The organism is Stenotrophomonas sp. Sm6012, from assembly GCF_030985895.1.
Taxonomy (GTDB): domain Bacteria; phylum Pseudomonadota; class Gammaproteobacteria; order Xanthomonadales; family Xanthomonadaceae; genus Stenotrophomonas; species Stenotrophomonas forensis.
The window spans coordinates 1-15,336 of record NZ_JAPTFX010000119.1 but is presented as its reverse complement, the minus strand read 5'-3'; the positions used below and the strand labels follow the sequence as shown (position 1 = coordinate 15,336).

General features: G+C 67.4%; 16 protein-coding genes. 3 read left to right on the top strand and 13 right to left on the bottom strand.

Features of this window, described 5'->3' with window-relative positions; all coding sequences use genetic code 11:
* Positions 1-106 precede the first annotated feature (106 nt).
* Genes O0J73_RS17195 through O0J73_RS17170 form a run of 6 tightly spaced genes read right to left on the bottom strand, consistent with a single transcriptional unit; the run spans position 107 to position 5,913 of the window.
* A complete protein-coding gene (locus O0J73_RS17195; protein ID WP_308309223.1) occupies positions 107-1,102 on the bottom strand; it encodes a phosphatidate cytidylyltransferase in 996 nt (331 codons plus the stop codon).
* Positions 1,099-1,728 carry a lysophospholipid acyltransferase family protein gene (locus O0J73_RS17190; protein ID WP_006473381.1) on the bottom strand — a complete coding sequence of 210 codons (630 nt, stop codon included), beginning with the start codon at positions 1,726-1,728 and terminating at the stop codon, positions 1,099-1,101. The genes O0J73_RS17195 and O0J73_RS17190 overlap by 4 nt, the downstream gene beginning before the upstream one ends.
* Positions 1,729-1,741: 13 nt before the next feature.
* A complete protein-coding gene (locus tag O0J73_RS17185) occupies positions 1,742-2,179 on the bottom strand; it encodes a hypothetical protein (protein WP_006473382.1) in 438 nt (145 codons plus the stop codon).
* Positions 2,176-3,510: a phosphatase PAP2/dual specificity phosphatase family protein gene (locus tag O0J73_RS17180; protein WP_308309222.1), complete on the bottom strand. Its 1,335-nt coding sequence runs from the start codon at positions 3,508-3,510 to the stop codon at positions 2,176-2,178. The genes O0J73_RS17185 and O0J73_RS17180 overlap by 4 nt, the downstream gene beginning before the upstream one ends.
* Positions 3,510-5,261: a bifunctional alpha/beta hydrolase/class I SAM-dependent methyltransferase gene (locus O0J73_RS17175; protein ID WP_006473388.1), complete on the bottom strand. Its 1,752-nt coding sequence runs from the start codon at positions 5,259-5,261 to the stop codon at positions 3,510-3,512. The genes O0J73_RS17180 and O0J73_RS17175 overlap by 1 nt, the downstream gene beginning before the upstream one ends.
* 34 nt (positions 5,262-5,295) lie before the next feature.
* A complete protein-coding gene (locus O0J73_RS17170) occupies positions 5,296-5,913 on the bottom strand; it encodes a CDP-alcohol phosphatidyltransferase family protein (RefSeq protein WP_197564664.1) in 618 nt (205 codons plus the stop codon).
* Positions 5,914-6,121: 208 nt separating this feature from the next.
* Here O0J73_RS17170 and purH point away from each other — a divergent pair, with 208 nt between their 5' ends.
* The 3 genes from purH to purD are packed head-to-tail and all read left to right on the top strand — an operon-like array spanning position 6,122 to position 9,942.
* Positions 6,122-7,705: a bifunctional phosphoribosylaminoimidazolecarboxamide formyltransferase/IMP cyclohydrolase gene (gene purH / locus O0J73_RS17165; RefSeq protein ID WP_308309221.1), complete on the top strand. Its 1,584-nt coding sequence runs from the start codon at positions 6,122-6,124 to the stop codon at positions 7,703-7,705.
* Between the two features lie 31 nt (positions 7,706-7,736).
* Positions 7,737-8,600, top strand: a complete 864-nt coding sequence (locus O0J73_RS17160) for a hypothetical protein (protein ID WP_308309224.1) — start codon at positions 7,737-7,739, stop codon at positions 8,598-8,600.
* A gap of 58 nt (positions 8,601-8,658) precedes the next feature.
* On the top strand, positions 8,659-9,942 hold the full coding sequence (gene purD / locus O0J73_RS17155) for a phosphoribosylamine--glycine ligase (protein ID WP_308309220.1): 1,284 nt from the start codon (positions 8,659-8,661) through the stop codon (positions 9,940-9,942).
* Positions 9,943-10,027: 85 nt separating this feature from the next.
* On the opposite strand, the gene O0J73_RS17150 is transcribed toward purD, so the two are convergent.
* The 7 genes from O0J73_RS17150 to ftsE all read right to left on the bottom strand — a co-directional run bounded on the left by O0J73_RS17150 (position 10,028) and on the right by ftsE (position 15,251).
* Complete coding sequence (locus O0J73_RS17150) at positions 10,028-10,360, bottom strand: DNA-binding transcriptional regulator (protein WP_006473426.1); 333 nt, start codon at positions 10,358-10,360, stop codon at positions 10,028-10,030.
* Positions 10,344-10,733, bottom strand: a complete 390-nt coding sequence (locus tag O0J73_RS17145; RefSeq protein WP_308309218.1) for a type II toxin-antitoxin system RelE/ParE family toxin — start codon at positions 10,731-10,733, stop codon at positions 10,344-10,346. Before O0J73_RS17145 ends, O0J73_RS17150 begins: the two co-directional genes overlap by 17 nt.
* A 166-nt stretch (positions 10,734-10,899) precedes the next feature.
* Entirely contained in the window at positions 10,900-11,775 is an 876-nt protein-coding gene (gene rpoH, locus O0J73_RS17140) for an RNA polymerase sigma factor RpoH (RefSeq protein ID WP_006473441.1), read from the bottom strand.
* Between the two features lie 278 nt (positions 11,776-12,053).
* A complete protein-coding gene (gene ung / locus O0J73_RS17135; protein WP_005419723.1) occupies positions 12,054-12,767 on the bottom strand; it encodes a uracil-DNA glycosylase in 714 nt (237 codons plus the stop codon).
* Positions 12,764-13,606 (bottom strand): response regulator, encoded by an 843-nt coding sequence (locus tag O0J73_RS17130; RefSeq protein ID WP_006473442.1) that lies wholly within the window; start codon positions 13,604-13,606, stop codon positions 12,764-12,766. The genes ung and O0J73_RS17130 overlap by 4 nt, the downstream gene beginning before the upstream one ends.
* Positions 13,607-13,613: 7 nt before the next feature.
* Positions 13,614-14,561 carry a permease-like cell division protein FtsX gene (gene ftsX / locus O0J73_RS17125; protein WP_008266959.1) on the bottom strand — a complete coding sequence of 316 codons (948 nt, stop codon included), beginning with the start codon at positions 14,559-14,561 and terminating at the stop codon, positions 13,614-13,616.
* A gap of 3 nt (positions 14,562-14,564) precedes the next feature.
* On the bottom strand, positions 14,565-15,251 hold the full coding sequence (gene ftsE / locus O0J73_RS17120) for a cell division ATP-binding protein FtsE (RefSeq protein WP_006473446.1): 687 nt from the start codon (positions 15,249-15,251) through the stop codon (positions 14,565-14,567).
* Positions 15,252-15,336: the final 85 nt, after the last annotated feature.

Sequence of the window (15,336 nt, the reverse complement as noted above, 5' to 3'; positions counted from 1 at the left end):
CCGCCGGCCGGCAACCCCATGGACGATGGCAGGATGTTGCAGTTGCCGGCCAGCGGCCGGCACTACCGGTAGATCCACGCCATGCGTGGATGGCGCCCTCCCGAAATCAACCGCCGCCGCCCGCCTTCCAGTAGTACCGCACCACATGGAAGAACACCGGCGCGGCGAAGCACACCGAATCCAGCCGGTCGAGCATGCCCCCGTGGCCCTCGATCATGTGGCCCCAGTCCTTGATGCCGCGGTCGCGCTTGATCGCCGACATCACCAGGCCACCCCAGAACCCCATCAGGTTGATCAGCAGCGACAGGCCGAAGGCCTGCAGTGGCGTGAACGGGGTAATCCACCACAGCGCCGCGCCCAGCGCGCTGGCACTCAGCACGCCCCCCACGAAGCCCTCCACCGTCTTCGACGGCGACAGCTTCGGCGCGATCAGGTGCCTGCCCAGCAGCTTGCCCCAGATGTACTGCAGCACGTCCGAGGACTGCACCACGATCACCAGGAAGGCAAACAACAGCACGTTGCGCGACGGGTCATGCCCCGGCACCTGCAGGTTCAGCAGCAGCGGAACGTGCGAAATGCAGAACACGCAGATCATCAACCCCCACTGTACCTTCGCCGTGCGCTCCAGGTAGTGGGTGGTGTCGCCGCCGATGGTCGACAGGATCGGCAGGAACAGGAACGCGTAGACCGGAATCAGCAGCGTGTACATGCCGTACCAGTCGATCCACACCAGGTAGTACTGCCAGGGCAGCACGATGTAGAACGCGGCCAGCAGCGCGTAGTAGTCGCCCGAGCGGGTCGGCGCCAGGGTGATGAACTCGCGCAGCGCGAACAGCGAGATGATCGCGAACAGCACGATCACCCCGGCACGGCCGAAGAACAGCGCCAACCCCACCACGATCGCCATCACCCACCACGCGCGGATGCGCGAGACCAGGTTGGCGATCACCGCGCTGGGCTGCCCGCGCGGGCGCCAGCGCAGGGTTTCGGCCACCAATGTGGCCAGCACCAGCACCGCGCCGACGCCGGCGAACAGCAGGCCGGTCTGCTGGCCTACGCTCTGCGTTGCCAGATCGCCGGAGACATCCAGCACGAAACTCATGCTCGGCCTCCATTGGGTGCCAGGTCCAGCAGCGCCTGCCGGCTGCGCGCCAGGAACGCCGCCTTGTCCTCATCGGCCTGCAGCCGCAGCGGCGCACCGAAGGTGGCCGTACACAGCAGCGGCAACGGCAGGAACCGGCCCTTGGGCATCACCCGCTTCAGGTTGTCGATCCACACCGGTACGAACTCCAGTTCCGGCCGCTGCCGCGCCAGGTGGTAGATACCGCTCTTGAACGGCAGCAGCGGTTCGTCGCCGACATTGCGCGTGCCTTCCGGGAACAGGATCAGCGAACACCCTTCATCGACCGCTTCGCGCAGTACCTGCAACGGGTCCTGCTGGCGATGCCCGGCCTCGCGCTCGACCAGCACGCCGTTGAACACCGCATCGATCAGGTAGCGGCGCAGGGCATCGCCCTGCCAGTACTCGGCTGCCGCCACCGGGCGCACCCGGCGGCGCAGGGCCGGTGGCATCGACGACCAGATCAGCACGAAATCACCGTGGCTGGCGTGGTTGCCGTAATAGACGCGGTGCTCACTGGATGGTGCACAGCCGATCCACAGCGCACGTGCGCCGGTTACCACATGGATCGCGCCACTGCAGGCGCGGGCAATCAGTTCGGCGAACATCGGTTCCTCCCGTTCACGTCTGCGGCCACAGCACCGCCAGCAGCAGCACCGAAAACTGCAACAGGGTGGCCACGTACTGGCGCACCAGCAGGCGCCGCATGCCGATCCAGCGCGCGTCCCAGCCACGCACCGGCGCCTGCGCATCGCGGCGACGCAGGCCAGCGGTGTGGAGGGCGGCATCCACGCGTTCGGCGGCCGCATCCCCCTGCAGGTGTTCGCGCAGCAGCAGCTGCAGCAGGCTGGCATCAAGCTGCACGCGCACCGCGTAGTACGCCTGCGCCACGCCCATCGCCACGCTCAGCAACAGCAGGCCGGCGGCGATCATCGCCAGCCCCGGCTCAATCCCCAGCAACAACAGCGCCACCAGCAGCAGGCCCAGTGACAGCACGGCAGGCAGGCGGCCCTGGCGCAGCAGCAGGTGCATCATCGGCAGATCGGCAGCGTTGCTCATGCAGTGCTCTCCGGTGCGGCAGCGGCCGCGATGGCCTGTAGATGACTGTCATGCAGGACGATCGACGGCCGTGCGGTGCGCACGATCGCCACCGCAGCGTCGGCATTGGGGGCACGACCACTGCGCAGCAGCCAGGTCGCGACGCTGGCGGCACTACGCGAATAGCCCAGCGCACAGCACACGAGCAATGGCCCCTGCGCACGCAGCCGCTCGATCGCCTCGGCCGCGGCGCGCAGCTGGTGCGGCGTGGGCACCACCAGGTCCAGCATCGGCACGCGGGCGTATGCCGCACCCGGCGCATGGCAGGATAGTTCGGCACAGACGTCCACCACGCCCCGCAGCGGCGGCGGCAACGCGGCGTTGGGAATGCGGCCCAGCCATACGCCGTCCATCACAAGGACCGGCTGCGGCGCACGGCGCGTCCACACCCGTGAGTTGATCCAGGCCGCACCCAGATACGGCGCCAGCAACCAGCGCGCCGCCATCGTCAGGCGTCCATCGGCGCGCTTCTGGAACACCGTCGTGCCCAGCCCGGCGTAGGCCAGTGCCACCAGCAGCAGCGACACCACCGGCCACAGCAGCCACAGCGCTGCACCGCGCAGCAGCACCACCGGCACCAGCAGGGCCGCCGCCCCCAGCAGGTACAGCGCCGCCAATCGCCAGCGTTTCCGGTCGCGTGCGGAGCACCAGGCGCGCAGCGGTGGCGTGCCCTGCTCCGGCCACAGCCAGACGCACAGCCAGCCCGCCAGTGCGCCGGTAGGGATGTCGATGAAATGGTGCTGGAACGTGGTCAGCACCGAAACGCCGATCAGCAGCGCCCACCCATGCAGCACCCAGCGCCAGGCGCCGTGCAGGTACTGCGCAAACTTCACCCACAGCACGATCAGCAGCACGATGTGCAGCGACGGTGCCTGGTTGAAGGGCTTGTCGAAGCCCAGCAGCACATCGAACAGCCAGCCGAACACACCGCCGATCTCCGGCCGTTCAAAGCTGAAGCGCAACGGCCACAGCAGGAAACACGCGACCGCGATGACCTGCGCACTGAACAGCCGCAGCGCGTGCCGGTCCAGTTCCAGCCGACGCCGGCACAGGAAGAACGAGATCGCATAGAACAGATCGATCGACCAGTACGGCACGATCGTCCATGGCACGAACGGAATCTGCGTTTCCCATCCGAACGCCATCACCGGCAGTTCGGCATGGCGGCCAGCCATCCAGTTGGCGAAGCCGTAGCTGGCGAAGAAGAACGGCCCCAGCAAGGCCAGCCACAGCAGGGCGCGCCGCCAGGGGCGCCCCTCCGCAACCAGCGGGCTGGCGGCGAGCGTCGCCATCATGCAGTCCGGCGTGCCAGCGACACGGTGAAGATGCCGAAGTCATCAATGCGCTGCGCCACCTTCTCGAACCCGGCCAGGCGTACCAGCTCGTCCATCTCCTGCTGGGTACGACGCCGCATCACCCACGCTGCGCCACCGCGGTGGCTGGTCAGCGCGCGGGCGATGAACTCCAGCTGCGGGTGCCAGGGCTGGCCGGTGTAGGCCAGGTAGCCGCCCACCGGCACCGTCGCGGCGATGCCCTGCAGCGAGCGCAACACCGCATCGTTGTCGGGGAACAGTTCGTACAGGCCCGACACCACCGCCAGCGTCGGCGCCGGGTCCACCCTGGCCAGCTGCGCCGGATCGAACGCATCGCCCTGCTCGAAGCGGGCGATGTCGGCCGCCCCCAAGCGGTCGATCAGTGCCTGGCCCTGGGTGACATTCAGGTCGCTGAAATCACGCAGCACGATGCGATCGGCGCGCTGTTCGCCCTGGCCCAGCGCTTCCAGCACGTAGCGGCCGTGGCCGGCGGCCACGTCCAGCACGCGTACCGGCACCCCCTGCCCGCGCAGGCGCTGCGCAGCATCGCGCAGCAGTTCCTGCAGGTGCTGGCCACGCACGCGGATGCCGCGCCAGCCGATCGCATCCAGATAGTTGCGATCGACCATGCGCCCCAGCGGGCCCTTGCCACGGGCTTCGTCGCGGTAGATGTAGTCGAGCGTGCTGCCCGAATCGAAACCGGTCTGCAGGCCCAGCGCGATGCCTTCGGACAGCGTGCCGCCGAAACGCAGGCCACCGCGTACCACGCGCCAGCGCAGGTCGGCCAGGCTGTTGCGCTCTGGCGGCCACGCCAGGATTTCCGATTCCTCGAAGGTCGGCCCATGGCGGTGCGCATCGCGTCGCGACAGCTCGCGCAGTGGCTCGGCGAAACGCGCCTGGATGAAGCTGCGGATGCGTGCCAGCGCAGGCGCCCGATCGCGCTCGCCCAGCGTGTCGTGGAAGAAGCCCGGCAGGTGCACGCGCTCCTTGACCGGGCTGGACAGCCGCTCGTAGAAGCGATCCTGCGGGCCGCGATGAACGACGAAATCCGAACCGGACACCAGCAGCTGCACCGGCACGCTGATCGCCTGTGCATCGGCCACGATGCGGTCGGCGGCCTCGTACAGGCCCAGCAGCACGCGCACCGAGATCGGTCGGGTGATCAGCGGATCGGTGCGGTAGCTCTGCACCCGCGCCGGGTCGTGGGTCAGCCATTGCGGCTTGACGTAGCTGTTGACGAAGAAGTTGCCGCGCAGCTTCTGCATCAACGCCAGGCCCGGGCGAGCGAACGGCACGTACAACTTCACCTTGAACGCCGGCGAGGCCATCACCAGCGCGCGCAGGCGCGGCGCATAGTCGTGCACCCAGGTGGCGGCGACCACCGCACCCACGCTCTGCGCGATCACCACGATGTCTTCCACCGCGATGCCGTGCTCGGCACCGATATGGGCGATGAAGCTGTCCAGATCGCGCACAAGCGCCGGGAAGCCCGGTGCATCGCCACGCGCACCCGGCGAACGGCCGTTACCGCGCGCATCCCAGGCGAAGAAGGCGGTGTCGGGCAGGTCCAGCTCATCGACCAGGTGGGTGACGCGCCCGGAGTGCTCGTGGCCGCGGTGCAGCAGCACGATGGCCTTGCTGGCCGGCGTTGCGGTGGTGGCCGCCCAGTACCGGTAGAACAGCGGTACCTGGTCGAAGCTGTGGAATTCCCGTTCCTGCGCCTGACGCATGCAATCTCCTGATTGTCTTTTTGTATCTGCTTGATTAATTCGGCGAAACCGCGGCTTCCCGCAGTCCGCGACGGACGCGGTTGATCATGGTCAGCATGCACAGCGCCGCCATGGCCGCAGCCACGCCAGTGACCGTCATCGCGCCAACCCACTCAAACGCCAGCAGCAGGCCCAGCGCACCGATCACGAACGCGCGGTCGCTCTTGCCCATCGGGCCGTCGTAGCGGCGGCTGGCACCGACCATCAGCCCCAGCACGCCGGCGTACTCGCTCAGCGCCGCCGTCCAGGCCAGCAGCCACAGCGCTTCCGGGCGCACGCCCGGCACGCTGAGCAGGCCCAGGTACAGCGCGGCATCGGCAATCACGTCGCACAACTCATTCAGATAGGCGCCCAGCCGCGACTGCTGGCCGAACTCGCGGGCCAGCATGCCGTCCACCGCGTTGAGCGCCATGCGCAGCAGCATCCACAGCGGCAGCAGCAGGTACAGCAGCGGCTGGGCCGGGGCGCAGCACCACACCGCGGCGGCCACCAGCAGCGAGACCACGGCGGCGGCCACGGTCACCGCGTTGGCAGTGACCCCCATGCGGTACAGGCCGCGTACGGCTGGACGCAACAGGTCCTGGAAACGTCCCTTCAATGCATAGATCGACACGATCCGAACCCGCTGATCCTTGGCAGTTCCGGCACAGCCTACCCGATTGCGGCAGCGCCCCCCATCGAAATGCTTGCGGACCGCCCCGGCCAGGCTGTGCTGAAGGCGGCCGCAGGGCCGTCGGCGCCAGCCGATTTTGCCCGCCAGCGCCCGCCACCGGCCCCCACCGCCTACAATATCGGCCCCGCTCCGCTGCCGATTCTGTCCCATGACTGCTGATCTGTTGCCCGTCCGTCGGGCCCTCCTCTCCGTTTCCGACAAGACCGGCCTGGCCGAGCTGGCCACTGCGCTGGCTGCACGCGGCGTGGAGCTGCTGTCCACCGGCGGCACCGCCAAGGCCATTCGCGACATGGGCCTGGCCGTCAAGGACTTGGCCGACGTTACTGGCTTCCCGGAGATGATGGACGGCCGGGTCAAGACCCTGCACCCGATGGTGCACGGCGGCCTGCTCGGCCGTTCCGGCCTGGATGATGCGGTGATGGCCGAGCACGGCATCGGCGCCATCGACCTGCTGGTGCTGAACCTCTATCCGTTCGAGTCGGTCACCGCCAAGGGCGACTGCACCCTGGCCGACGCGGTCGAGAACATCGACATCGGCGGCCCGGCGATGCTGCGTTCGGCCGCCAAGAACTTCGCCCGCGTGGCGGTGGCCACCGACCCGTCGCAGTACGCCGAACTGCTGGCCTCGCTGGAGGCCAACGACGGCCAGCTGAGCGCCGCCACCCGCTTCGCGTTCTCGGTGGCCGCCTTCAACCGCGTCGCCCAGTACGACGCGGCAATCAGCAACTACCTGTCGGCGGTCACCGCCACCGACGCCGCGGTACCGGCGCGTGCCGAGTACCCGGCGCAGATGAACTCCACTTTCGTGAAGGTGATGGACCTGCGCTACGGCGAAAACCCGCACCAGAGCGGCGCGTTCTACCGCGACCTGTACCCGGTGCCGGGCACGCTGGCCACGTTCCAGCAGCTGCAGGGCAAGGAACTGAGCTACAACAACCTGGCCGATGCCGATGCGGCGTGGGAATGCGTGCGCCAGTTCGACGCGCCGGCCTGTGTCATCGTCAAGCACGCCAACCCGTGCGGCGTGGCCGTCGGTGCCGGCAACGGCGATGCCTACGAGCTGGCCTACGCCACCGACCCGACCAGCGCCTTCGGCGGCATCATCGCCTTCAACAAGCCACTGGACGCCGCCACCGCCAAGGTGATCCTGGACCGCCAGTTCGTCGAAGTGCTGATTGCCCCGGACTACGAGCCGGCCGCGCTGGAATACGCGCAGAAGAAGGCCAACGTGCGCGTGCTGCGCATCCCGCACGGCGATGGCCTGAACAACTTCGACAGCAAGCGCGTCGGCTCGGGCCTGTTGCTGCAGTCCTCGGACAACCGCGGCATGACCCGTGACGAACTGAAGGTGGTCAGCAAACTGGCGCCGACCGACAAGCAGTTCACCGACCTGCTGTTCGCCTGGAAGGTGGCCAAGTTCGTGAAGTCCAACGCGATCGTCTATGCCAAGGACAACCGCACGATCGGCGTGGGTGCCGGCCAGATGAGCCGTGTGTACTCGGCGCGCATCGCCGGCATCAAGGCCGCCGATGCGAACCTGGTGGTCGAGGGCTCGGTGATGGCCTCCGACGCGTTCTTCCCGTTCCGCGACGGCATCGACGCCGCCGCTGCCGCTGGCATCAAGGCGGTCATCCAGCCGGGCGGTTCGATGCGCGATGCCGAAGTGATCGCCGCCGCCGACGAACATGGTCTGGCCATGGTGTTCACCGGCGTGCGCCACTTCCGCCACTGATCCTGGAGCGACACGGATGTCCGCAGTTTCGATGACATCGCTGGCCGCCCTCGCCCTCGCGGGTGCGGCCGTACTGGCGGGCTGCAAGCCTGCGGGCGAGCCCAGCGTGGCGCCGAAGGTGGATGCGCCTTCGGTGGCCCCCGCCTCACCGGCACAGCAGGTCAGCCGCACCGCACGACTGCAGGCCTTCCTGGTCCAGCGTTACGGCAGCAACGCCAAGCTCTCCGGTGAATGGCGCGGCAGCTGGACCGACGATGTCGACACCCATGCGATGGAGTGGCAGGTCTGTGCCGAGCAGCCGGTGGTCAGCGGTGACCACTGGCAGCAGCTGCTGGCGGTCTGTGGCGCACTGCCCGACGGTGCGCACATCGACCCGGGCACCATCGACTTCTTCGTTCTGCGCCCGAAGGATGATGGCTTCGAAGTGGCCAGCGAACTGACCGGCGGGCGCTTCGGCAGCGGCGGCCAACCCGGCACCGCCAGCGTCATCCGCGCCGGCAGTGATTTCTATGGCTTCCGCGTCGAGGACGGCTGGTTCGGCCAGGGCTTCTCGCTGCTCTCGCAATCGCTGGTCCTGCCGGGCCCGAACGGCCTGGTCGCCAGTGGCAGCCTACGCAGCCATATCGACAATGACGCCCAGTACGAGTGCGACACCGTCGACGCCAATGCCGATGCTGAAACCGCGGAAGACTGCCGCAGCCGCCGCTTCAGCATCGATTTCGCACTGCGTTTCGACGACAGTGACCGCAGCGCGCGCACCTGGCCGCTGCTGATCGAGGAGGCCGGCACCACCTGTGGCGGCAAACCGGTCCGGCAGCAGCACCGCTTCAGCCTGGACAGCAAGACCTGGACCTATTCCTTCCCCGAAGCGCTTCGACGCGAAGGCTGCGAGTGAACCACGCGCACCGCCGGGGATACCGATCTTCCCTTCCCACGCAATCTGGAATCTCGTGATGAACGTACTTGTCATCGGCTCTGGCGGCCGCGAACACGCCCTGGCATGGAAGCTGGCCCAGTCCTCCCGTGTCACCGAAGTGATCGTGGCGCCCGGCAACGCCGGCACCGCCAGCGAAGACAAGTGCCGCAACGTCGCGGTGAAGGTCACCGATATTGATGGCCTGCTCGCACTGGCCCAGGCTGAAGGCGTGGCGCTGACCGTGGTCGGCCCGGAAGTGCCGCTGGTGGCCGGCGTGGTCGACCGCTTCCGTGCCGCCGGCCTGCGCATCTTCGGGCCGACCGCTGCCGCCGCGCAGTTGGAAGGCAGCAAGGCCTACGCCAAGGATTTCCTGGCCCGCCACGACATCCCCACCGCGTTCTATGCCGTGCACACCGAGGTGGACGCGGCGCTGGCCTACATCCGTGAGAAGGGCGCACCGATCGTGGTCAAGGCCGATGGCCTGGCCGCCGGCAAGGGCGTGATCGTGGCAATGACGCTGGCCGAAGCCGAAGACGCGGTGCGTGACATGCTGTCGGGCAATGCGTTCGGCGATGCCGGTGCACGTGTGGTCATCGAGGAATTCCTCGATGGCGAGGAGGCCAGCTTCATTTCGATGGTGGACGGCGTGCATGCGCTGCCGATGGCCACCTCGCAGGACCACAAGCGTGTCGGCGACGGCGACACCGGTCCGAACACCGGCGGCATGGGTGCGTACTCGCCGGCCCCGGTGGTCACCCCGGAGGTACACGCGCGCGTGATGCGCGAGGTGGTGAACCCGACCGTGCAGGGCATGATCGCCGACGGCATCCCGTTCACCGGCTTCCTCTATGCCGGCCTGATGATCGATGCCAGCGGCGCGCCGAAGGTGATCGAGTTCAACGTGCGCTTCGGCGACCCGGAAACCCAGCCGGTGATGTTGCGCCTGCAGTCGGACCTGGTGGAGCTGGTGGAAGCGGCCATCGACGGCCGCCTGGACCAGATCGAGGCACAGTGGGATGCACGGCCGTCGCTGGGCGTGGTGCTGGCCGCCAGGCCGTACCCGGAATCGCCGATCACCGGTGATGTGATTTCCGGCCTGGACGACGTGCCGGCCAGTGCCAAGGTGTTCCATGCCGGCACCACGCTGGACGCGCAGGGCCAGGTGCTCAGTGCCGGCGGTCGCGTGCTGTGCGTGGCGGCGCTGGGCGACAGCGTGCGCGACGCACAGACCAACGCCTATGCCGGCGTGGCCAAGGTGACGTGGGCGAACGAGTTCCACCGCAACGACATCGGCTGGCGCGCGATCGCACGCGAGGGCTGAGGCAGTCACGGCATCGGGACATCCACGCATGGCGTGGATTGAATAGCGCCGAAACGAACGGGCCCGGCAATGCCGGGCCCTTGCTTTACAGGACTGCTTCGAGTCCCTTCCGATCAATCAGGTTCAACAATTTCAGTGAGGGCCCGCTGGGCTTCTTCTCGCCTTGCTCCCAACTGCGCACCGTGGAGACGCTTGTGTTCAGCACCCCGGCAAACACTGGCTGGCTGAGCTGCAACGATGTACGCAGCGCACGGATCTGGGCACTGCTGTATTCGGGAACAGGCTCAAGGCACAGCGCCTCGTAGCTGCTCAACCGACGTTTGTCGATGAAGCCGTGCGCATGCAGACTCACGGCCGCATCGTGCACCGCCTCAAGCAGTAAACTTTTTGCGCGCCTTCGCTCAGGGGCCTTTGCCATGGCAGATCTCCTGTAGATCCCCGTACTCCACGGCACGCTTCAGCTGTGCCGGACTCATTTTCAGGAACTCCGATGCATACAACTGCAGTGCATCTCGTTCCGCATTCGTGATTGCGGCGCGTTCGTTCTTTTCATACCCGAAAAGAAAGAACCAATGCCCGCCTCGCTGTGTTGCGACGATGGTTCGAGCGCTTCCGCGCTTTCCTCGTCCCGGCAACGCGACGCGCTTCTTGAAGAGGCCTCCGCCAAGATCTGCATCCACCAGACCCGCTTCCATTTCCCTTATCGACTGACACAAGGCAGCGTCAGGCAGCACGGTCCTGCGCATGCTGCGGTTGAAACTTCGGGTGCGGAAAATGCGTGGCATGATCATACCGTGCCACCTGGTGGTACGGCGTGAACATCAGGATCCAGCGCAGGACCCGGTCGGCGCAATCACCGTCCTGGCGTCGGGCATCCACGCATGGCGTGGATGAGCCCCACAAACGTGAAAGGCCCGGCAGTGCCGGGCCTTTCTGCATTCCAACGCCACCCGCGCTTTACGCGGTGAACAGCGCCTTCATCTTCTTCAGCGCGTTCGCTTCAACCTGGCGGATGCGCTCGGCCGACACGCCGTACTCGTCGGCCAGTTCCTGCAGCGTCACCTTGCTGTCGGCATCCAGCCAGCGGCGGCGGATGATGTCGCGCGAGCGGGCATCCAGCTCGGCCAGCCCTTCGCGCAGCAGCTGCATCTGGTTGTCTTCGCTGTCGGCACGTTCGTAGGCCATCGACGGGTCTTCGTCGTTGGCAACCAGGAACGCGGCCGGCGACGGCGGCGCGTGCTCGTTGTCCTCGTCGGTCGGTGCATCGAAACCGATATCGCGACCGGACAGGCGCGATTCCATTTCCATGACCTCACGCTCGGACACGTTCAGGTCCTTGGCCACGGCGCTGACTTCAGCCGCGTTCATCCAGCCCAGGCGCGTCTTCGACTTGCGCAGGTTGAAGAACAGTTTGCGCTGCGCCTTGGTCGTGGCGACCTTCACGATGCGCCAGTTCTTCAGGATGAACTCGTGCATCTCGGCACGGATCCAGTGCACGGCGAAGGACACCAGGCGCACGCCCATGTCCGGGTCGAAGCGCTTGACCGCCTTCATCAGGCCGATGTTGCCTTCCTGGATCAGGTCGCCCAGCGCAAGGCCGTAGCCGTTGTAACCGCGGGCCACGTGCACCACGAAGCGCAGGTGCGAATGCACCAGCTCGCGGGCGGCGTCCAGATCGTTGCCGTCGCGGAAGCGACGGGCCAGGTCCTGTTCGTCATCGACCGACAGCACCGGGATCTGGTGCACGGCACCGATGTAGGCGTCCAGCGAACCGAGCGCACTGGGAATCGGGAGATTGTTTGCCACAAGGGCAGTAGAGGTGTTCTGGCTCATAGGCACCCATCTTAGCAGTCCGGGATTTGGACTGCTAAAGGAGGAAAAAGTTCCAGCATCCTATTGATGCAACACTGGTCCCAAACAGAGCCCTACCGTAGCGCGATTTGATGACAGTGGCGAGCGCGCTTTTCGGGATTCACAATCCCTTGGAATTCAAGTAATTACCTACCGGAAGCCGGCCGATTCCGGTCAAGCGGAGCTGAACGGGCCGTCCCGGAGGCCCATTCAGGACCGGGCACGTTGCCCGGTGTTCAGGCCCAGCCGCCCGCGGGCGCTCAAAGCGCCGAACGGGGCGGCAGCGACCAGTCGATCGGGGCCTGGCCGCGGCGCTGCAGGTACTCGTTGGCCATCGAGAAATGCCGGCAGCCGAGGAAGCCGCGGTGGGCCGACAACGGCGACGGATGCGGCGACTTCAGCACGCGATGGCGGCGGGTGTCGATGACCTTGCCCTTCTGCTGCGCATAGGCGCCCCAGAGCATGAACACCAGGCCTTCGCGTTCGCGGTTGAGCACGTCCACCACATGATCGGTGAAGCCTTCCCAGCCCCGCCCCTGGTGCGCGCCGGCCTTGCCCTCTTCCACCGTCAGCACCGCATTGAGCAGCAGCACGCCGCGCTGCGCCCACGGGATCAGGCAGCCGTGGTCCGGACGCGGGATACCGAGATCGCTCTCGATCTCTTTGTAGATGTTCAGCAGCGACGGCGGCACCGGCACGCCCGGCGGCACCGAGAAGCTCAGGCCATGGGCCTGGCCGCGGCCGTGATACGGGTCCTGGCCGAGGATGACCACCTTCACCTGCTCGAACGGCGTGGCGTCGAACGCGGCGAAGATCTGCGGGCCGGGCGGGAATACCGCGGCACCACTCGCCTTGCGCTGGCGCAGGAAACTGGACAGCTCGCGCATCTGCGGTTGCAGCAGGTAATCACCGACGTGCTGCTTCCAGCTCGGTTCCAGCTGGATCGTCGGGGTGTCGGCTACTTCATCCATCATCGAATCAGGGGTCCATCGTTCAATCGGGCCAGGCGCAGCTGGAACAGCACCTTGGTGACCAGCAGCCGTTCTTCGATCGGCTTGAGCACCAGGTCGTTGGCGCCGGACTGCAGCAGCCCGGTCTGGTTGTGCGGATTGCCGTCACCGGTCATCACCAGCACCGGCAGGCGGCGCTTGCCGTAGCCGAAGTCCACGCGCACGCGCTGCACCACGTCGCGGCCACTCAGTTCACCCTTGAGGGTGACGTCGGTCAGCACCAGGTCGATGCGGTGGCGGCTGCGGCCCAGCGACTCGGCGGTGAGCAGGGTGAACGCCTCTTCGGCGCTGACCACGTGCAGCACGTTCAACTGCTGGCGTTCGAGCATGCGCTTGGTGGCCTCGGCCACCACGCGGCTGTCCTCGATGTAGAGGATGGTCGCACCGGGAATCGTCTGCGGCTGCACGTAGCCGCGGATGAAGGTCGCCAGTGCCTCGTGGCCCAGCGCCTTGTCGAAATAGTCGGTGACGTACTCGGTGAAGCGGCGCTGCTCCAGGTGCTGCTGGGCGTCGCCGGACACCACGATCACCGGCACATAGGCCTGGCCCACGGCATCGCGGACCATCCGCGCCAGCGCCAGGCCATCTCCATCGCGGAGGGTCAGCGACGTGGTCACCAGGTCCACCGGGCCCTGCGCCAGCGCCTGCTGCGCATCCTCGATGCTGTCGCAGCCGATCACCTCCACGCCCGGAAGCTCACGGGTCAGGACGTCGGCAATCAGCTTGCGCACCAGCTTCGAGCCATCGACCACCATCACCCGCGTCGCGGGCCCATCAAGGTGCTTCAGCGCTTGCGGTTGCATGCCGGTCTCAGGTGTCGGTCGGACGGGTCTGGCGGAGGAAGTGGCCCGTCACCAGCCAGGCCCCCAGCCAGCCCAGCAGCAGCGTGCCGAGCAGGACCAGGCCCCCATGCAGCAGGTCCAGGCCGTGCAGCACGAACGGGCTGCCGTAGCTGCGCGAGAGTTCGGCCAGCGGCACGCGCAGCGCGGCACCGGCGGCGGCGATCAGGGCCAGCGCCACCGCGCCGGCACCGAGGCCGTACCAGGCGCCCAGGTACAGGAACGGGCGGCGGATGAAGCCGTCGCTGGCGCCAAGCAGCTGCAGCACGCCGATCTCTTCGCGGCGGGCCTGGATATCCAGGCGCACGGTGTTGCCGACCACCAGCGCGGCGCCGGCGCCGAGCAGCACCGACAGCACCTGTACCAGCCGTGCGCCGAACGCCAGCCAGGCATCCAGGCGCTGGCGCCACAGCGCATCGTGCTGCACCAGGTCGGCCTCGGGCAGGCTTTCCAGCGCACGTGCCAGGCGCGCATCGTCCTTGCCCTGGCCCGGGGTGATCACCAGCAGCGAGGGCAGCGGGTTGTCGTTGAGCGCGTCGATCGCCTCGCCCAGGCCGGCATCGCGCAGTTCCTGCAGGCCCTGTTCGGGCGTGCGCACATTCACTTCGGCGACATCGTCGCGGTCGCGCAGCTGGCCGGCCAGGCGCAGCGCGCCGGGGCCATCGACATTGCCCTTCAGGAACACATTGATATCGCGCGACTGCTGCACGCTGCCGGCGAACTGCTTGAGGTTGTCCAGTGCGATCGACAGGCCCAGTGGCAGGGCCAGCGCCAGCGCCATGACCATCACCGTCAGCAGCGTCGCCCACGGCTTGCGGCAGGCGCGGCCCAGGCTGAACACCACGCTGTGCACGTGGTGCTGGAACCAGACGCCCACCCGCGAGGGGGCGGCGGCTTCGCTGTTTTCGTTCTTCGCCATGCGTTACTCCGCCAGGTCCTGCGGCGAGATGTCGTCCGCCAGCCGGCCGTGGTCGAGGATCAGCACGCGCTTGCGCATGCGGCGCAGCAGCGGCAGGTCATGGCTGACCACCAGCACGCTGGTGCCGCGCGACGGCAGCTCGGCGAACAGGGCCATGATCTCCGCCGCCAGGGTCGGGTCGAGGTTGCCGGTGGGCTCGTCGGCCACCAGCAGCTTGGGCTCGCCGACGATGGCGCGGGCAATGCCGACGCGCTGCTGCTCGCCGGCCGACAGCTGCGAGGGCAGCGCCTTTTCGCGATGGCCCAGGCCCATCCGTTCGAGCACCGAGCGCACGCGCTTGCTGATGTCGCCGCGGCGGGTACCGCGCAGGATCAGCGGCAGCGCCACGTTCTCGGCGATCGACCGATCCATCAGCAGCCGATGGTCCTGGTAGACCGCACCGACGGCGCGACGGTGGCGTGGCACGTCGCCGCCGCGCACCTTCAGCAGGTTGCGCTCGTCGAACACCACCGCGCCGCGGCTGGGCCGCTCGTCGAGGTGGATCAACTTGAGCAGGGTGCTCTTGCCCGCACCGGAATGGCCGGTGACGAACAGCATCTCGCCCGGCGCGACCTCGAAGCTGACATCGATCAGCGCCTCGTGGCCACCGGCGTACTGTTTGCTGACATTGTCGAAGCGCAGGACACTCATGCCCCGATTATGCAGGAGCAGCGCGACGACGTGGAGATGCCCACGTGATCGGTCGTGCCGGCCGCTGGCCGGCACCTGTGTGGAT